We start from the raw sequence: 19,357 nt of genomic DNA on the forward strand, positions 1-19,357 counted from the left end.
ACCACTCAAAATCTCTTATTTTTCATTTATCAACTATCATCTATTGTTATAGTATAGAGAATCGTCACAGGATACTGAAGTAAATATTTCTTAAGGGTAGGGGGAAATCTCAAATGATTTACATAACAGGTGATACCCACGGAGACTTTAGCAGAATTGAGAAGTTTTGCGATGAATATAGTACTACTCAGGCTGATACTATGATTATTTTAGGAGACGCTGGAATTAATTATAATCTTAATGAAAGAGATATTGAGTTAAAGGAGGAGTTAGCGCAGCTTCCTATTACTCTATTTTGTGTTCACGGTAATCATGAGGAGCGTCCTTATTTAATTGATAGTTATGAGGAAAAAATATGGAATGAAGAACTTGCTTACTTTGAAGAAAAATATCCAAATATTCTATTTGCGGCTGATGGTGAAATTTATGATTTCGAAGGAAAAAAGAGTATTGTTATAGGCGGTGCCTACAGTGTAGACAAACACTATCGGCTACGGGGGAATATGCCGTGGCTAGAGTCAGACTTGACTCTAATCGCTGGGATATTAAAGAATTAGCCTTGACTTTGTTTTAAATTAGAAACTCGATTAATTTATATAGCAAGAGAGTATGTTATAATTATTAAGAAATGCTGTATATAATCTTTATACTGTATCAAACAAAGAGGGGGGATTTACTTGAGCAAAATCGCCATTGCCGGGATTGGATATGTTGGTTTATCTAATGCAGTGTTACTTGCTCAACACAATGATGTTATTGCAATAGATATAGTCGAAGAGAAAGTTAAAATGATTAATAATACAAGGTCGCCTATAATAGATCAAGATATTGGTGAATATTTGACAACAAAAAAGTTGAGCCTTAAAGCTACTACTGATAGCTATTTGGCTTACAAAGATGCTGATTATGTGTTAATATCTACGCCCACCAATTATGATCCAGATAGGAATTATTTTGATACAAGCTCAGTTGAGAGGGTTATTGAAAAAGTTTTGAAAGTTAATCCGAGGGCTGTTATGATAATTAAATCCACTGTACCGGTTGGATTTACAGATAAAGTTAAAGAGAAGTTTAATACTAAAAATATAATTTTTTCACCTGAGTTTTTAAGAGAAGGCAAAGCTTTATATGATAATCTCTACCCATCTAGAATTGTAGTTGGAGAGCAGTCAGAAAGAGCAAAAGTTTTTGCGAATTTACTACAAGAAGGGGCAATTAAGAAAGATGTTCCTATTTTATTAACCAACTCTACGGAAGCTGAGGCAATAAAGCTTTTTGCCAACAGTTATTTAGCTATGAGGGTTGCCTTTTTTAATGAGCTAGACTCGTATGCTGAAGTAAGGGGATTAGATACAAAGCAGATAATCGATGGTGTTGGACTAGACCCAAGGATAGGAGATCATTATAATAATCCATCTTTTGGATACGGAGGATATTGCTTACCAAAAGATACAAAGCAGCTTCTTGCTAATTATGAAGATGTTCCTCAAAATATCATGTCAGCCATTGTAGATGCAAACAGAACTAGAAAAGATCATATAGCTGATATGATACTTAAGAAAAAACCAAGGGTTGTAGGTATCTACAGGCTTACAATGAAAACAGATTCTGATAATTTTAGGCAGTCGGCCATACAAGGTGTGATGAAGCGCATAAAGGCCAAAGGTATAGAAGTAGTGGTATATGAACCAGCTCTTAAAGAGGACGATTTTTATAACTCGAAGGTGATGAAAGATATCGCTGAGTTTAAGGAAAAATCTGATGTTATTATAACTAATAGACTCTCTGATGAGATTAGAGATGTGGAAGGTAAGGTTTATACAAGAGACTTATTTAGCAGAGACTAGTATACTATATATCCTAAAGAATATACTTTGAATTAGGATTTTAAAGTTTTGATTTACCTGCTATAGTGAAAATAATGAGGGGGATATAATATGAGGGTAAGAAAGGCCGTAATACCAGCAGCAGGGTTAGGAACCAGATTTCTACCTGCTACAAAAGCGCAGCCTAAAGAAATGTTGCCAATTGTAGATAAGCCAACACTTCAGTACGTTATAGAGGAAGCTGTCAACTCTGGAATTGAGGAGATATTAATTATCACCGGAAGAAACAAGACTTCAATTGAGGATCACTTTGATAAATCCATCGAGTTAGAGCTTGAACTTGAGAAAAAAGGTAAAGACGAACTGCTAGAGCAAGTTCGCCAAATATCCGACATGGTGACTATCCACTATATACGCCAAAAAGAGCCTAAAGGCCTTGGCCATGCTATCCATTGCGCTAAAAGCTTTGTTGGAAACGAGCCTTTTGCTGTTATGCTTGGTGATGATATTGTTGAAAATGGCAAGCCATGCCTTGAGCAGATGATGGAGATGTACGATGAGTACAAAACCACAATTTTAGGGGTACAAGAGATTCCTAAACAAGATGTAGATAAGTATGGTATCGTAAAAGGGAATCACATCGAAGGTGGAGTATACAAGGTAAAAGATCTAGTAGAAAAGCCAGCAGCTGAAGATGCACCATCAAACATTGCAATTATGGGTAGGTATATAATAAACCCTGAAATTTTCGATATCCTAGAGAACACAAAACCAGGCAAAGGCAATGAAATACAGTTGACAGATGCCCTAAAAGAACTAGCCACAAAAGAAGCAATGTACGCCTATATCTTTGAAGGAAGAAGGCATGATGTAGGAGATAAGCAAGGTTTCCTACAAGCTACAGTAGAGTTTGCTTTAAAACGTGAAGATTTAAGAGAAGATTTCTTAAACTACTTAGTAGATATAGTGAAAAAAGAAACAGGCAACAGAATTACAACAGAACAAGCAACCGCAGCTTGTGAGAAGAAAAAGCAAATAATTTAAAGCTAAGAACCTCGGGCTAAGTATGCCCGAGGTTCTTAGCTTTAGTTGGATAGTTTGAGTTTGTGAAAATTTTATAAGAGGAGTGAGTTGTATTGAGTAGAAAAACAAAAGAAACAAAATATGAAGTTTTTGCGGCAAAAGAAAAGTATACTACAAGACTTCTTGATGAACCGGAACATCAGTACAGATCTAAGTTTGAAAGAGATAGAGACCGAATCCTGTATTCAAAAGAATTTAGACGGTTAAGTGGTAAAACTCAAGTTTTTGTAGCTGGTTTCGATGATCATTGTAGAACTAGATTAACACATACATTAGAGGTAGCCCAAATTGCACGTACTCTAAGCAAGAGCATAGGTCTGAATATTGACTTAACCGAAGCAATTGCCTTGGGGCATGACGTTGGACATACTCCCTTTGGTCATGTAGGAGAACGGTTTTTAAACCAGCTAATGAATGGTTGCTATGAATTAAATAACTTACATACTGAAACTCCTGAGGGAGAGAAAGGTTTTAAACATAACTGGCAAGGCATTAGAGTTTTATCCTCCTTAGAAAAGCTTAATAAAGACTTTTCCGGTGGTTTAAACCTAACAAAGCTAACTTTATGGGGGATTTTAAACCACACTGATGTAGAATTCTCAAATTGCGACTATTCAAATGAAGATAAGGATTGTAAGTTGCTAAAGTGTGGCTATAGACGTAAGGATAAAGAATGTACAAAGGGAGGAAAGCAGTCAAGAAATTTTTACAAGAAGTATGAAGAAATATTAGATGATCAAGAGGACTGGTCATATGAGGCGTTTATTGTAGGTATAGCAGATGAGATAGCCCAGAGACACCATGACATAGAGGATGGAATTATCGCAGGAATACTAGATAAGGATGACATTGTTAGTAAATTTAGAGATGATTTTGGTGCTTTCTTGTCAAGAGAAGATAAATTACTACTTAATAACATAATGGATGAAGATGAAAAAGAATATTTTTTACCCATACTTAATAAATTTGTTGTTAATTTTTTATCCAACAGTTTAAGGAAACAGGTAGAAATAAATCTACAAGAATTAAAAATTAAAAATGATATATGCACTTCTAGTGATTTTTATAAAATAAAGCGAAGTTTAATAGTTGCAGAGGAGAAAAAACGAATCAATTACTGTGATGATTTCGCAAAACAAGAGAAAAAGTTACAGAAATATTTATATGCTAGGATAATTAACTCACATCTTGCGCAAAAGATGGATGGAAAATCTGATTTCATATTACGTCAACTGGCTAAAGCCTATACTAATAATCCTCAACAGTTGCAAGACAGAACAATAAAGTCTCTATTTAATAATTATCTTTCTATCATATCGGAACAGAATAAGTCGTGCTACACTAATAAAATTAAAGATAATATAGATAAGCCTGGTGAGTTGAGAACTATCCTAAGAGATCTTCATAAAGAAAAATCATCTTTGTACAGCACATGCCTTCTAAGAACCATAACAGATTATCTTGCTGGAATGACGGATCAATATGCAATAGATCAATATAACTTACTGTACGGGGTTGATTCTAAATGGTCAAGGTAGGATAAGCATGGCAAACAGGTTGAGAGTAAATTTGATGGGGTAACAGAACTAACTTTAAAAGGTTCAGGTAATGATAACGATAGAATAATTGAGTTGATAGAGTTGATTTAGAATGAACTAGAAATACTAAATCGATAGTAGGGCTGAAAGGAGGTCCAGTATGGACTACGAATATGATAATATATTGCGTTTGGCGAAGAAGCATGATCTGAAAAAGATCATGGTCATGAGGAATAGTTGGAGTAATTGTAACTGGTGTATAGTTAATAAAGTTGTCTTTAAACCGGATGGAAAGTATGGTTTTGCCTATGGCCATATTCATTACAATAATGGAGACACACCAAATGGAAGCATACCTTGTGCTGGCACTTATGCTTGGCGGGTTATAAAAGTACTAGAAGATGACTTAGAAGTTGAATACTTGCCTGAGAAAAAAAGATGAAATTTTTTATTGCTTTTTAAATGGGTATTACGGAGTTTGGGAAAAGAGGGGAAATTTTGGGGGCAGGCTTGCAATGTTGCATCCTTTTTGTGGTGGGGTGTGGCACACCCACAGATATTGAAGCCGAAAAAGTCGATCCCGTAGCGCTAGAAACAACTACTACTGATAGTGAATACTTAAATGACAACGTCGTACTTACAAAGCAAGTCCCTATAGAACTAGAAGATTATAAAGTTAGTATTGCAGGCTATCAATTTGACCTAGATTCTGGAAGCCCTGTTAAGGATACAACTATAGTTGGTGCAGGCCTTATTAATGAGAGTTTTGATGAGGGTTTTAGCAGGGGGGGCAAATTGGATTGCATAGCTATAAAGCTGAAGTTGCTAAAAGAGATGCTTACTTTCCAGTTTATTTAAATCTTTCATTAGCTAATGATTCATTGAACCAACGTGATTCTGTAATGCCTAAGTTTGACATAAATGTAAAGGATGATAAAAAAGACGAGGGGATTTTGATTTATAATTCACAAGAAGATAAATATATCGATACAAAATATCCTTATGGAGTAGTAATCTTTAAGGGTACTCCGATGCTAAGAAATTTACTATAAATATTGAAGGCATAGACTTTATAATACATGAGCCTTAAGTGAAATGAATACGAAACAAAGAAACAGGAACTATAGGATTTTTGCCATCTCGGGACTCGAGGGAGAGGTACAGAGAACTAAGCATGGACGGGGATTTTGTCCCATTTTATTACATGTAGAATCTTAACTTTTCAATCTTAGTTTAATAGGGATTTAGGTAAATAAAAGTGAAAAAAGTAAAAAACTTTGTTTTTCACTTTTGTTATATAAAATTTTTGCTATCTTTCACAGCTTAATTTTACTAGAGGGTAAGGTTAGCGCAACCCACAGATACCTTTAACGGTAGTTCAAAAGCCTATTATTTATATGTGATGCTAGTAAGGTAGTTCAATTTATTTTTCTTAGTTAAATGCTTTTGCCATAACATTGTAGGTATATGGTATAATATTAGATGCTATTAAATCAGAAGTTATAATTTGTCATAAAGCTGACCGATGATTTTGTGTATACTTTGAGTCAAAAAATGTGTTATAATATTTGTTAGTATAGGGAACTTAGCACCTCAAATTATATTAGCATTGTTAATTTGAAAGGGTTATGGTTTTATTTGTTGAATAAATCTTAGAGCCGTTACATTTTATATATCATTCTTTTTTGGGGGAGGTATATCAAACTTTTTTATATAATATCTTTAAAGTAGCGAGAGGTGTGAATGTAGATATCATGAAAAAATATATAGATTCAATAATTCAAAGAAAAGATTTGCTTTCTTATCTAATTATTTCTGGTCTTAAGTCAAAACATAGAAACACATTTTTGGGTTATTTTTGGTGGCTTCTAGATCCTTTATTAAGTGTATTTGTATATTATTTTTTAGTAGTAATTGTTTTAGGAAGGGGAGGTCCAGACTATCCAGCATTTTTGGTAATCGGGTTAGTTGTGTTTAGGTGGCTTAAGTCAACTGTTAGTGGCTCTGCAAAATCTATATCATCAAAGTCTGGAATCATAACTCAGGTGTATTTACCTAAGGCGATATTGCCAATAGGTGAGAGTATAACTCAATTAATAAACTTTATATTTGGACTTGCTGTTATAGCAGTGTTTTTGCTCTTTTATGGAATAATTCCCGGAGTGGAGGTTATTTGGCTTCCTTTCATTATTTTAGTACAGTTATTATTCCATATGGCTATATCTTTATTTATGGGTTATGTTTGTGTGTTTATAAGAGATATAGAGAACATCATAACTCACTTAATGCGCATAATGAGGTATGCTTCTCCAGTAATTTGGGAAGCTGATATGTTACCTGAGGGTTACGAATGGATAGGTACTATCAACCCATTTTCACACTTGCTGAATGCATATAGAAATGTTTTGATGTATGGAGAACTTCCAAATTTTACTCAGTTAATTATATTAGGGTTAGGATCTATGGCGGTTATTGCGTTTATGCTTTACTTCTATAACAAGAACGAACATAAGATTATAAAAGTTTTATAATATATGGGGTGTAGCAATGAAACAAGAAACAATAATTTCTGCAAATGATATAGGTGTCAAATATGATTCTAGGTTTAAAAGAGATGATATAAAATCTTTAAGTCATGACTTGTTATTGGGAAAGACAGACAAAAAGTCTTTTTGGGCTTTGAAAGATATTAGTTTTGAAGCTTATAAAGGGGAGATTCTAGGTGTCATAGGTTCAAATGGTGCTGGAAAATCTACTTTATGTAAGGTTATAGCTAAGATACTACACCCAGATTCTGGTGAAATTGAAGTAAAAGGAAAGGTTTCAGCCTTGCTCTCTATGGGAGCTGGATTTAATAGAGAGCTCTCTGGAAGAGATAATGTCTATTTAAATGGCATGATGATGGGAATGTCTAGGACACAAGTTAAAGAATACTTTGATGAAATCCATAAATTTTCTGGACTTGGTGATTTTATTGATGAATCGATAAAGAACTACTCCAGCGGGATGAGGGCCCGATTAGGGTTTAGTATAGCAGCTATGCTAAATCCTGAAACCTTAGTGCTAGATGAAGCTTTAAACACCGGAGATCTTGAATTTAGTAAAAGAGCTACAAAAAAGATCAATGAGTTAGTGATTAGGGCTAAGATGGTAATAATCGTTAGCCATAACATAAAGTTTATTAGAAGAAATTGCACCCGAGCTATCTGGATAAACTCCGGTTCTATTGAAGCTGAAGGTGACCCTAAAGATGTTGCTGCAAAATATAGAGCAGCTGTACCTAAAAGAATGAAAAAAAAGAAAGTAGTCAACTTAAAACAGACTGAGAGCGATGTTAAAGAAAAAGAGGTAGTAATTGCTAAAAATTTAGGAATTAAGTTTAAAATGCAGGGGGAAGACTTTTGGCCCTTGAAAAATATTAGTTTTTCAGTAAGCGAAGGAGACATTATCGGTATTATTGGTCACAACGGAGCTGGCAAATCCACGCTCTGTAGAACCTTAAGTGGCATTTATCGGCCTGATGAAGGCGAGGTGCATACTGAAGGTGCTACAACAGCTCTTCTAAGCATTGGATCTGGCTTTAACCGACATCTTTCAGGCATGGACAATATTATACTAGTTGGTATGTTAATGGGCATATCAAAAAAGAAAATCCATGAGTTAAAGGATGAAATTATCGAGTTTGCAAACTTAGAAAAGCATATCCATAAGCCCGTAAAAAACTATTCCAGTGGTATGCGATCAAGGCTGGGTTTTAGTATAGCATCGGCTATTCAGCCAGAATTGTTTATAATTGATGAGGCGCTTAGTGCTGGTGATATGGAGTTTAGGGCTAAAGCCAGCGAAAGAATGCAAGAAATGATTACTGATGCCAAGGCTGTTATCGTTGTAACCCATAATATGAAATTTGTAGAAAAAGTTTGTACTAGATCTATTTGGATCAATAAAGGTGAATTGGTCTTTGATGGTGACCCTAAAGAAGCAGTAAATCAGTATAGGAAACAAGTAACAAAAAAGGAAAAAAGATAAGTAAAGGATTATTATAGGAGGGTTAATATGGGGCAAGTACCATTAAGTAAAACAACAAAGGTTGATGTTGTCGTTCTTATGGCCGGAGAGGGGAGAAGGATGCGACCCTATACAGCAGACCGGCCGAAAAGCCTACTGCGCTGTGATGATGGAATAAGTATCTTTGGCCACATTTTAAAGGCTTTTTCAAATCAAAAATTAGATATAGATGCAATACCTGTTATTGGTCACGGCGCAAACAAAGTGCATGATGAGGTCCAAAAAATGGGCATAAAAGACAATTGTGTATACAACCCATTTTATAACACTGCTGGGCCGATAATTTCTTTATGGTTAGGTCTTCTTCAATCCCGCAACGAGAACTTGGTGATTGTAAATGGAGATACATTATTAAAACCTTCACTAACTAAAGAGGTTGTCAGTTGGTTTAACCAAACCTCTATTTCAGATAGCTTAGAAGCAGCCTTGTGTACAAGTTATACAAGTAATTTTGAGAATGACGACATGAAAGTGATTTTGGATCAAGATGGTAAATTTACAGAGGTTGGAAAGCATATAAGGCCTGAGAATGGATGTTTTAAATCGGCAGGCGTATTATGTGTGAAAGGACACAAAAGCAAACTGTCGTTAAAACAAAAGCTAGAGAAACTGCTAATGAACTCAAGAACACTACAAAAGAACTACCACTGGCATAACATTCTTAACGAAATAAAGAGTGATTTTAAAATAGATTTATTACAAGTAGATATAAAAAGTTGGGACGAAATGGACACACCAGCGGAACTGGAAATTATTAATGCTCAATCGTTATAATTTTATTTTTAGCAAACAGTAGTAATAAAGAAAGAAGGGATGTTATGGCTAAAGGATTATATAAAATTAAAAAAAACAAAAAGCCTAACATGCTAGCAAATTTGTTGATTTTTTCCATGTTTAGACGCTCTGATAAAAATCCAGCTGACATAATCCATAAGGCTTACTCTATCTATTATTGGCGCAATAGCAGAACCCTTAAAAGTCGGTGCAAAGTTGTGCTAGCTTTTTTAGTTTCACCATTTAAAATTAGTAAAGATATTTTTAAATGGTTAAGGAAAGTTAACACAAGAGTAACCACCCTGCATAAGTGTAGAATCCGGCAAGCTCTTGAACAGTTTTACCTTGCCTACTTCTTTTCTATAAATTCTGAAAATTATTATCTGCAAGGCTTTTATCAAAAAGACGGTTTGAAGCGCGCAAGAAGGTTTGTAAATAAAGGAGCACTGAAAAATGGGGTATTCAAACTGCTTACGACTTACGGACAGTACACAAACAGTGGGACAGAAATATGGTCCCTAGGAAACAAAGTTGAATTTTCTCATTTCTGTATACAAAATGATATTCCTACAGTCCCAGTAATCATGGAGTTTGTAGCTGGTGGGACTGTCAAATATTACACCCAAGATTATAGCACTTTACCAGAAGAAGATATCTTTTGTAAACCCAATGTAGATAACGAAGGAAAGGGTGCTGAAGTTTGGTTTTGGGAAAAAGGATGTTTTAAAAGTCCAAAAGGTAAAAAACTTGATAAAAATCAATTACAAGACCGCTTAAAAAACTTAGCAAACAAACATATCTGTGGCTCTATATTGGTACAACCACTAATATTACCTCACCCTGAATTGGCAGCATTTAGAAAAAATGCTACACCGACGATAAGGGTGCTTTCTTATGTCAAAGAGAACGGTGACATAGAAATAGATCAAGCTATGCTAAGGTTTTCTATTGATTCAAATTCAATAGTTGATAATGCGAGTGCAGGAGGAATGGTAGCACCTATTGAAGTTGCTTCAGGTAAATTAAGTTCTGCATTTTATACAAATTATAAAAACATTGGTAAATCAGTAGATGATTTGAATGGCACTTTGATTTCCAATAAAACCATACCGCATTGGAATGAAGTCAAGGAGCTAGTTGCAAGGGCTCACAATTTATTTAGATATAGGCTTATAATTGGATGGGACATTTTGATAACTGAAGACCAGCCTCTTGTTCTAGAAGGGAATAGTCAACCAGGGATCTGTTTTATCCAGAAAGCACACAAAACCTCATTTGGGGAAATGTCAATTGGAACAGCTGTAGCGAACTATTGTCAAGAAGCTATTAAAACATTATACAATGGTAAACTAGAAATAAACGGAGTCCAAGAAAAAATAACCCACCCTCTTTTTAAGACTCGAAAAACACTAACCCTAAAAATTTATGGCAAAGTTCAGGGTGTTGGTTATCGCAAATGGCTTTTTAAGAGAGCCAAAGAGCTTAATATAAATGGCTGGGTTCAAAACACTCCTGATAACGCAGTTAGAGGTGTTATAAATGGTAAGGGTAAAGCTCTTGAAGACATCGTGAAGTTAGCTAAAATTGGGCCTAAAAATGCAAAGGTAGATTCAATAGAAGTTTCCACTTCACTAGACTCAGTAAATAAAAGCTTCAAAATATTAAGGTAGAAGGGAGCACTATAAAAATATGGCAAACAAAATAAAAAAAGTTGCAAAAATCCATTACTATAAAACCCTTTGTAATGTTCTAGCGCCTAATGGTAAAGGGTTGAATCCGTACGCTGATTCACCTTTAAAAAGAAAAATTACAAGGATAGTTCCCGGAAGAAAGAAATCCGCTGTAAAGCTATTAATCAAGGGGGAACTTAAAGGCTCTAATTATAAGAAGTGGTTATGGCGCAAGGCTCGACTTAGCGGGCTAGACTGCTTAGTGGTCAAACGTAACGTTCAAACAATAGAGGCAACAATTATCGGTTCTCCAGCAAAACTTGAAGAGCTAATAAGGACAGCATGGGCTGGACCTAAAAAAGCGAAAGTTTTCAAAGTGCATGAAAAATGGTTTAACAAACCAATTTTGTTATGTAAAAACAGCTCAGATAGTCAAGACGTTATACAATGGTCAAAGGAAACGGCAGATCTATATAAGGACATACTTAATTATATTGGTGTTACTAACCAAGAGCCAAACGAATTTAACGTTGAGAAAGTAATAGATAACCCAGGAGAAGTGCAGAGAGTTGCTTCTAATAAGAACCTTTTTACCATCCGTTCTTATAGCAACGTATATGCGGTTTCGCCAAACAGCGCAATTGGCTTTCAGGGCTCACAGAGCTCAAAAGTTTCCACCACATTTAGAGCAATAGATTTACACAAGCACTTAGCGAAAGAGGTTTTGTCAAATGGCGGATTACCAGTTCCGGAAGGTGAGGTTTTTACTAGTTTAGATAAAGCAAAAGAGTATTTAACAAGTTGTAATTATCCTGTCGTAGTCAAGCCTGTTGATGGTCTAAAGGGGAGAGGTATTACTGTAGATGTTAGAAGTGTAGATGAGTTAGAAACTGCATGGAACTATGCTAAAAAGTATAATAATCAAATTATTTTAGAAAAACTAGTACACGGTGTAGACGTTAGAGTCCTTTTATCAGGCTACAAGGTTTATGCAGTACTTTTAAGAGTACCTGCTAATGTAGTTGGAGATGGCCAAAAAAACATCGAAGATTTGATTGATGAAAAAAATCAACAACGGTTGAAAAATCCGAGATTATCTCAAGCGCCTATAATACCAGATGCATATACAGAAAATTTTCTTATAAAACAAGGGTATTCTTTAGAAAGCATCCCACCGAAAGGGGAGATAGTTTTTTTACATCTTAAAGCCAACATATCAACCGGTGCGGATAGCGTCACTGTTACTGAGCATTTTCATCCTGACCTTAAAAAGTTAGCTGAGGAAGCAGCAAAAACCTTTGAAGTAGAGGATTTCTGTGGCATAGACCTTTTAGTGCAGAGGTTTGACCTCCCAAGACACCTACAAGAGTGTAGCATTATTGAAGTTAATACAAGAGCAAATATTTACAATGTTAAATACCCGTTATTTGGAAACCCAGTGGATATGACCGAAAAATTTATAAGCCACCTTTTCCCTGAGCAAATAAAAGATAATTGTTATCCTTTAGTTACTCGAAAAGTTGTGCTCAACGGACTGATTGAGGCTGACTTTCTTGACTATATCAGCGAACATGCAAAAAAGTTAGAGGTTAAGGGAAGTTTCAAACTTGTTGATAACTCTGTACAAGCTATTATTTCTGGCAGAAAAAATAAGATATACTCATTGTTAGATTACCTCTGGGAAATTAAGTCCTTAAATGGAACGCTGATTGATGGGATACAAGTAGATGAATGCAATCAAAATGTTAAAAAATCTGTACTTGTAGATAGAGAAGACTCTGTTAATAATCCTGCCAATTCAAACGGTGATCTATCTACGGGAGACCTCAAACTTGAATGTGCTCCATATAATAATTATACCAACGAAAGTAACCACTACACTGATGACCTTAACACTGCTCTCTTTTTAGAAGAGTTCAGAAAGAAGGGTTACACCCCTCAGCTAGTATATCCAGGGTTAATCAAAATTAACAAAGAGCAGCATGTTGGCATAACAGCAACAAGGCATAGTTCTATTTTTTGTGACCAAGTTTGTAATGGAGTATATTTTGCAAAGAAAATACTAGCTATCAACGGACTGCCAGTTTCTCGGGGAGTTAAATTTAAGACTGGCGAACTAGAAAATGCAGTAGAATATTTTAACAAAAAAAATCGTTCGCTCATCTTAACAGACCTAAATCCTTTAGGTGTGAAAAGAAATAAAATCGAAGATATAAAGACGCTTCAAAAGCTTTGGAAGAAAGCGCGAAAAAAAGGGACAAAGCATCTTCTTTTAGAGGAATATGTAGAAGGGTATAACTTACGAATCGCTGTCGTAGCTGGAAAGGCTGTTTTTGCCCAGCTAGTTAATCCTATATCAGTATATGGAGATGGAAAAACATTATTATTTGAACTGATTGATAAAAAAGTCTCACTGTTATCCCAAAATCCTGCATATTCCACTAAAATAGATTTAAATAAGACTAGGAAAAATGTTGCTAATAGGGGATATAATCTAGATGATATTTTGCCTAAAAAGGAAAGAGTATACCTAGAAAACAAACATGACTTTGACTTATTAGGCGAAACACATAACATAGATGAAATAGTAGATACAGACTTTAAACAAAAGGCGGTAGAAGCTGTAGCAGCAATCCCAGGCCTACAGTTTGCGGTGGTTAACATGGTCGTGCCTTACCCAAATCAACCAGCCAATAAGCAAAAGTGGGTAATAAACAATATAGATACTAGCCCTAATGTGGATCAGTTCCACTACCCTTTAAAAGGCGAGGTATTTAATCTGACAAAAAAAGTTATTTCTGATATTTGTCTACCAAATGCCAAGTGGTTAAATGGGAAGGGAGGAGTAAAAAATGAAAACCAAACTAGCTAAAAGAAGAATTAAAATGCAGCTTTATAAAGCACTTTGTATTTTACTTCACCCAAAAGAGTATGAATTAACTCCCTACCAATCATCTCCTATCAAACGTAGAATCACCACTATAATTGCTAACGATAAATCAGCGGTGTACCTGCACATAAAGGGGGACCTGTCAAAAGCTGGCTACCGTAGCTGGCTTCGTCGTAAAGCTCGCAGTAAAGAGCTTTCCTGCTATGACAAAATTAATCAAAATAAGAACGTTGAAGCAGTGTTAGTTGGGAAAGCCTCTGAAATAGAAGAAGTGGCTAGACTAGCGTGGGCAGGACCTATAAATGCAAAAGTAGAGAATGTAAAAACCCTATGGTTTAACAAACCGTCAATTACCGCTGAAACTAACGATGATCAAAATGTAGATCAAGTTGCTTGGTCTCAAGAAACTGCCAATCTAATTAAAGAAACGTTGAATCACCTAAATTCTAAGAGTGATATACTCCAAAAAACTAACAAATTTAAAGAAAAGAATTTTTTTAATAGTAGCGTGGATGTAAAGCGAGTGGCAGATGATAAAAATTTATTTGTGACAAGCTTTAGCAGGTCAAACTATATAGTTTCACCACGTGAAGTAGTAGGATTTCAGCAGGCAATTACATCTGAAATCTCAAATATAACAGACACGTTCACTAACCACAAACATTTAGTAAAAGAATTTTTAACCGCCCATAGTTTGCATGCACCTGAGGGAGATTGCTTTACTGAGCTTCATTTAGCTAAAAACTATTTCAAATCATGCAATCACCCCATAGTTGTTAAGCCTGCTGATGGTAGGCAGGGGAGGGGAATTACTGTAGATGTTAGGAGTGAAACAGAGTTAGAAGTCGCATGGAACTTTGCGAAAAAATATCACAACCAAATAATTTTAGAAGAACTAGTACTAGGTGTCGATTTAAGGGTTTACGTTATAGGTGGCAAAGCCTCTACAGTGCTTCTAAGAATTCCTGCCAACATTGTTGGAGACGGCACAAAAACAGTTCAACAGCTAATAGAGGCTAAGAACAAAAAAAGACTACAAAACCCTCACCTAGCAAAAAAACTAATTATCCCTGACACATCATCTCTGCAATTTTTAAAACGTCAGGGTCATACTATGAATTCTATTCCTCAAAAGGATGAGGTGGTTTTTCTACATCTAAAAGCTAATTTAGGAGCTGGTGGGGATAGTATAGCTATTACTAATTATACTCACCCTGACTTGAAAAGGTTAGCTGAGCAGGCTGCAAAAGCAGTTGGGTTACAGGATTATTGTGGAATTGACCTTTTAGTGGAATCCATAGACGAACCTCGCCTAAACCAAAAATGTAGCATAGTTGAGGTAAATTCTAAAGCAAATATTTTTATGGTTAGATTTCCTATGTACGGCAAACCTACCGATACAACACAAGAATTTATGGATTATATGTTTAACGAAGACAAATACGATAATTCATACCCTAAAGATAAAAAGAAAATTCAACTAACCGGTTTGTTAGATAATAACATTGTTCAGTTAATAAAAAGCTTCGCAAAAGATCTTAATTTAAATGGCCGTATTTCTTATGCTGAGAAAAAGGCGGAGATAATAGCTGAAGGTAGACGGCATCATATCTTGATGTTTTTAGATAAACTCTGGAATTTAACTAAAACCCACCTAGGTTCTGTGGACGGCCTTTTAGTTGAAAAACATGAAGGAGATTTACCTCAGGAAAGCGGATTTGAAGTTTTATATGATAGTACACTAGGTGTTAATCATATAGAGAAATCCAACTCGTTTTCTAACATCAAATTACCGGTTACAAGGTATAATCCAAAAGTAATTAAAAAGAATTTAGACATACAATTGTTTGTGGAAGAATTTAGGGACCTAGGGTACTGCGCTGAGCATGCATATGAAGACCTAATAAAGGTAACTAAAGATGGCAAAACAGGTATAACTGGAATTAGACATAGCTCAATTTTTTCAGATCAGGCTTGCGAGAAAAAATATATGTCTAAAAAATTAATGGCATTCAATAATATACCAGTCCCTAGAGGAGCTATTATCAAAGCTAAACATCTTAAAAAAGCTTTAAACTTTTATAAAAACTTCCCTCAAAACTGTACAGTTACCGAGCTTAAGCCACATAGTTTTTACCTAGAATCAAACAGTTTGGTAAAACATGTTGTGAAAGGCAAAAAAAGTCTAAAATCTGTTTGGAAAAAGGCACTAAAAAGAGGTGTCAACAATCTATTAATAGAAGAAAAAATAGATGGGTTTGATATTAACATAGCTGTTGTTGATGGGCAATTTATTTGCGCTCAAATTATAGCTCCCGTAAAATTACATGGTGATGGAAAATCAACAGTTTCTGAACTAATTGATGAGATAGACACATTTAGATCTAAGAATCCTTTCTATGAATCTAAGTTAATAGCCCAAAACGATGCTGTAATGCAGCAGCTACGGGATTCAGAACTAAACTTAGAGGATATACCCAAGCAGGGAGAAAGTATCGTTCTTAAAGGTGTTTTTGAAACTGTAGATATAACTGACACCTTACATGATGACTTTAAAAAGAAAGCAACAGATGCCGTAAATTCAATACCAGGCTTATTGTTTGCAGCTGTTAATATGACAATACCAAAACCAGACAATCCAATTAACATGCAAAAATGGATAGTCAATGCAATAGATACAAACCCATCAGTTGCTCAGTTTCATTTCCCATGGAAAGGTAAACCAGTTAACCTCGCTAAAATAATAATCCAAAGACTTTGCTTAGCTGGAAAGATATATTGGATCGGTGAATAACTATTATTCGACTTACTTTTATACACATAGGAGTGAAGGCATTGCTAGAAAAACTAAAACTGATGTTAAAAAGTAACACGGTAGCTTTGGTAACTTATAGGCTTATAAGAAAAACTATTAAAGCTTTTTACAAGGCAACACAAACCATTTTGGGATACCTTTTAATTGCGCCAATCTCATATGTAGTGCCAAAGAAAAACTATGTGGTATTAACGAGCAGATTTGGCGACTTCGAAGGTAATTTAAAGTATCTATACCTTTATTTAAACGATCAAGATAGTAAAAACAATCAATTTATATTTCTAACAAAAAAAGACTTAACTTATAAAAGGTTAAAGGAAAGCAACCTTAAGGCATGGAAATATCCTACTGTAACAACTTTACTTAAGTTGTTACAGGTTAAGATTGTTATAGTTGATGGAAATGAATGGGCCACAGGCCTTAAATACTTTTTCTTAATCAGGGCAAAAAAAGTACAAATATGGCATGGAACAGGATTAAAAACAATAGGACTGCTTAAACCAAATTACCAAAGGTTAAGCAAGATTCATAAGGCTTTTCGCAAAGAAAACACCCCTTATGATCTTGTCGCTTTAAGTTCAGATTATCAAGTTGAAACAAGAGGGAAGGCATTCAACTACAAAGAATTAATAGTTAATGGTCTTCCTAGAAATGATATCTTTTTTAATGAACAATTTTTAGAAAAAGGCCTAGCTTTTGACGGGACTTCCATCGATGAATACAAAAAGCTAAAAGAAGAAGGCTATAGGCTGATAACCTATACTCCAACTTGGAGAAAGCATCAAAATGATCTATACCAATTAGACCTAAAAGAGCTCAATCAATTTGCCAAAGAGCACAAAATAAAGTTTATAATTAAGCTACATTACAAGCACGACTGCAACTTAGAAACACAAGGGCTAGAAAACATAATAGAATATGACAAACATGCTGATATATATCCACTTTTAGCAATAACAGACTTGTTAATAACAGACTACTCATCTATATATTTAGACTATCTGTTACTAGACAAACCAATAATTTTCTATCCATATGATAGCCAAGATTATATAGATGGAGAAAGAGCGTTATTAGTAGACTACGAAAAGACAACCCCAGGACCTAAGGTATATAAACAACTTGATTTACAAAATGAGATTTTTAATAGTGTAGTTGAAGGCACAGATATATACGAGAAAAGCAGAAACAATATGAGGGAGAAATTCTTCAGCTATGCAGATGGGGATGCTTCCAAGAGAATATGGGAGTATATTAAAGATAACTTTATACTATCTAACTCCACTAAGGAGCAGAGTAAGGTTAATTTGAATAATCATAATAAAATGGACGTTTAAGATTTAGCCAAAACGACTGATAGATTATTTAAGATTTATTAAATTTGAGTTCTGTTTGTTTTACGTGGTATGCACAAAGGTAGGAGGAACTTATGAAGAATTTCATTAAAAACAGCTTAATACTTGGCAGTATAGTGTTAAATACTGTATTTTATTTCCTAAGTGGTTTTTCAAAACGAAAGCCAAATAGAATCATGTTCGGATCCTGGAGCGGTTATAAAATTGGTGACAATCCTATGCATCTACTAGACTACCTCAAAAACAATGAAAACATCGAGATTATTTGGTGTGGGAAAAAACATCTTAAAGATATCGATATAATAAACCATAAAAATGTACAATTTGTGCAATATAATACATTAAAAAGTTTATATTATGCACTTACCTCTAAATATGTATTTATTTCTAATACTTACAGAGATATAGCCCTGATAAATCTTTTTAAAGGCGCAACCTTTGTTCAGCTATGGCATGGTTTTGGATTGAAGAAAACCTTGGCTACAAATAAAAGGTCGCGTTTAAAAAAGTTATATTATGAGTTGGGAAAAAATAGCTATGAAAAGTATAGCTACTTTATCTCTTCATCAGAATTAAATACAAAAAAACTTCTATCAGCCTTTAAAAATAACGGCATAACAAACGATAAGGTAATTGCCAGTGGCCAACCTAAAAACGATTTCTTATTAAAAGAGCGTAGTAACTCTTATATACAAGTTATAAAGGAAAGGTACAAGCTAAAGTATGCTATACCTACAGATAAAAAAATAATACTTTACCTGCCTACCTTCAGGGACAATAAGCCAACTTTTTCTTTTTCCGAGCTTAAAAATAAAGATGAACTCAAACTGGAAAAGGAATTAAATAAAAACAATGCAATCATAATAGAAAAGATGCACTTTAAAGATAGCGGAAATAAGTCAAAGAGGGCAGATGAGCATATTTTCAAAGTATGTAAAACTGAGGAGATAAATGAACTACTATTGATAAGTGACATGCTGATTTCAGATTACTCTAGCTGTTACCTTGATTATCTTCTACTAGACAGACCTATCATTCATTTTGCCTATGATTATAATGAATACAAAACCGTAGATAGAGGTTTTTATTATGATTTGGATGTACTTGCAGCAGGACCTATAACTTATACATTAGAAGAAACCATAGAACAAATAGCTAAAATATTAAATAATCAGGATAACTATAAACAAAAGAGAAGAGCAATTAAACAGCTAGCAATGACTTATGAAACAGGTGATAGTTGTAAAAAGATATCAGATGTCGTTCTAAGCGAAAATGTTGGTTCGGCTTTAAAATAAGATTATTTTTTATTTAAAATTATAGGGAGAGACTTGGGGG

General features: G+C 34.6%; 14 protein-coding genes and 1 pseudogene. All 15 read left to right on the top strand.

Features of this window, described 5'->3' with window-relative positions; genetic code table 11:
• Positions 1-113: 113 nt before the first annotated feature.
• The 15 genes and pseudogenes from PRVXH_RS06290 to PRVXH_RS06360 all read left to right on the top strand — a co-directional run bounded on the left by PRVXH_RS06290 (position 114) and on the right by PRVXH_RS06360 (position 19,317).
• Positions 114-557 (top strand): metallophosphoesterase, encoded by a 444-nt coding sequence (locus tag PRVXH_RS06290; protein WP_353894451.1) that lies wholly within the window; start codon positions 114-116, stop codon positions 555-557.
• Positions 558-677: 120 nt separating this feature from the next.
• Complete coding sequence (locus PRVXH_RS06295) at positions 678-1,847, top strand: nucleotide sugar dehydrogenase (RefSeq protein ID WP_353894452.1); 1,170 nt, start codon at positions 678-680, stop codon at positions 1,845-1,847.
• Between the two features lie 90 nt (positions 1,848-1,937).
• Positions 1,938-2,870: a UTP--glucose-1-phosphate uridylyltransferase GalU gene (gene galU, locus PRVXH_RS06300; RefSeq protein WP_353894453.1), complete on the top strand. Its 933-nt coding sequence runs from the start codon at positions 1,938-1,940 to the stop codon at positions 2,868-2,870.
• 164 nt (positions 2,871-3,034) lie between these two features.
• A pseudogene (gene dgt / locus PRVXH_RS06305) lies at positions 3,035-4,447 on the top strand (dGTP triphosphohydrolase); the annotation flags it as partial.
• A gap of 160 nt (positions 4,448-4,607) precedes the next feature.
• Positions 4,608-4,889, top strand: coding sequence for a hypothetical protein (locus PRVXH_RS06310; RefSeq protein ID WP_353894454.1), 282 nt, complete (start codon positions 4,608-4,610; stop codon positions 4,887-4,889).
• Positions 4,890-4,945: 56 nt separating this feature from the next.
• Complete coding sequence (locus PRVXH_RS06315) at positions 4,946-5,305, top strand: hypothetical protein (protein ID WP_353894455.1); 360 nt, start codon at positions 4,946-4,948, stop codon at positions 5,303-5,305.
• On the top strand, positions 5,248-5,499 hold the full coding sequence (locus PRVXH_RS06320; protein ID WP_353894456.1) for a hypothetical protein: 252 nt from the start codon (positions 5,248-5,250) through the stop codon (positions 5,497-5,499). The genes PRVXH_RS06315 and PRVXH_RS06320 overlap by 58 nt, the downstream gene beginning before the upstream one ends.
• A 702-nt stretch (positions 5,500-6,201) precedes the next feature.
• Positions 6,202-6,978 (top strand): ABC transporter permease, encoded by a 777-nt coding sequence (locus PRVXH_RS06325; RefSeq protein ID WP_353894457.1) that lies wholly within the window; start codon positions 6,202-6,204, stop codon positions 6,976-6,978.
• 16 nt (positions 6,979-6,994) lie between these two features.
• Positions 6,995-8,476 (top strand): ATP-binding cassette domain-containing protein, encoded by a 1,482-nt coding sequence (locus tag PRVXH_RS06330; protein ID WP_353894458.1) that lies wholly within the window; start codon positions 6,995-6,997, stop codon positions 8,474-8,476.
• A 27-nt stretch (positions 8,477-8,503) separates the two neighbouring features.
• Entirely contained in the window at positions 8,504-9,289 is a 786-nt protein-coding gene (locus PRVXH_RS06335; protein WP_353894459.1) for an NTP transferase domain-containing protein, read from the top strand.
• A 44-nt stretch (positions 9,290-9,333) separates the two neighbouring features.
• Positions 9,334-10,959 (top strand): sugar-transfer associated ATP-grasp domain-containing protein, encoded by a 1,626-nt coding sequence (locus PRVXH_RS06340; RefSeq protein WP_353894460.1) that lies wholly within the window; start codon positions 9,334-9,336, stop codon positions 10,957-10,959.
• A gap of 19 nt (positions 10,960-10,978) precedes the next feature.
• Positions 10,979-13,831 carry an acylphosphatase gene (locus PRVXH_RS06345; RefSeq protein WP_353894461.1) on the top strand — a complete coding sequence of 951 codons (2,853 nt, stop codon included), beginning with the start codon at positions 10,979-10,981 and terminating at the stop codon, positions 13,829-13,831.
• A complete protein-coding gene (locus PRVXH_RS06350) occupies positions 13,812-16,643 on the top strand; it encodes an acylphosphatase (protein WP_353894462.1) in 2,832 nt (943 codons plus the stop codon). The genes PRVXH_RS06345 and PRVXH_RS06350 overlap by 20 nt, the downstream gene beginning before the upstream one ends.
• Before the next feature lie 41 nt (positions 16,644-16,684).
• A complete protein-coding gene (locus tag PRVXH_RS06355; protein ID WP_353894463.1) occupies positions 16,685-18,001 on the top strand; it encodes a CDP-glycerol glycerophosphotransferase family protein in 1,317 nt (438 codons plus the stop codon).
• 92 nt (positions 18,002-18,093) lie between these two features.
• Positions 18,094-19,317: a CDP-glycerol glycerophosphotransferase family protein gene (locus PRVXH_RS06360; protein ID WP_353894464.1), complete on the top strand. Its 1,224-nt coding sequence runs from the start codon at positions 18,094-18,096 to the stop codon at positions 19,315-19,317.
• The last annotated feature ends 40 nt before the right edge of the window (positions 19,318-19,357 follow it).

The sequence above is a fragment of the Proteinivorax hydrogeniformans genome, from assembly GCF_040515995.1.
Taxonomy (GTDB): domain Bacteria; phylum Bacillota; class Proteinivoracia; order Proteinivoracales; family Proteinivoracaceae; genus Proteinivorax; species Proteinivorax hydrogeniformans.

Bases quoted from the DNA above. Each gene is read 5' to 3' on its own strand.
- PRVXH_RS06290 (WP_353894451.1), top strand. From the start codon at position 114: ATGATTTACATAACAGGTGATACCCACGGAGACTTTAGCAGAATTGAG.
- galU (WP_353894453.1), top strand. From the start codon at position 1,938: ATGAGGGTAAGAAAGGCCGTAATACCAGCAGCAGGGTTAGGAACCAGA.
- PRVXH_RS06310 (WP_353894454.1), top strand. From the start codon at position 4,608: ATGGACTACGAATATGATAATATATTGCGTTTGGCGAAGAAGCATGAT.
- PRVXH_RS06325 (WP_353894457.1), top strand. From the start codon at position 6,202: ATGAAAAAATATATAGATTCAATAATTCAAAGAAAAGATTTGCTTTCT.
- PRVXH_RS06330 (WP_353894458.1), top strand. From the start codon at position 6,995: ATGAAACAAGAAACAATAATTTCTGCAAATGATATAGGTGTCAAATAT.
- PRVXH_RS06335 (WP_353894459.1), top strand. From the start codon at position 8,504: ATGGGGCAAGTACCATTAAGTAAAACAACAAAGGTTGATGTTGTCGTT.
- PRVXH_RS06340 (WP_353894460.1), top strand. From the start codon at position 9,334: ATGGCTAAAGGATTATATAAAATTAAAAAAAACAAAAAGCCTAACATG.
- PRVXH_RS06345 (WP_353894461.1), top strand. From the start codon at position 10,979: ATGGCAAACAAAATAAAAAAAGTTGCAAAAATCCATTACTATAAAACC.
- PRVXH_RS06350 (WP_353894462.1), top strand. From the start codon at position 13,812: ATGAAAACCAAACTAGCTAAAAGAAGAATTAAAATGCAGCTTTATAAA.
- PRVXH_RS06360 (WP_353894464.1), top strand. From the start codon at position 18,094: ATGAAGAATTTCATTAAAAACAGCTTAATACTTGGCAGTATAGTGTTA.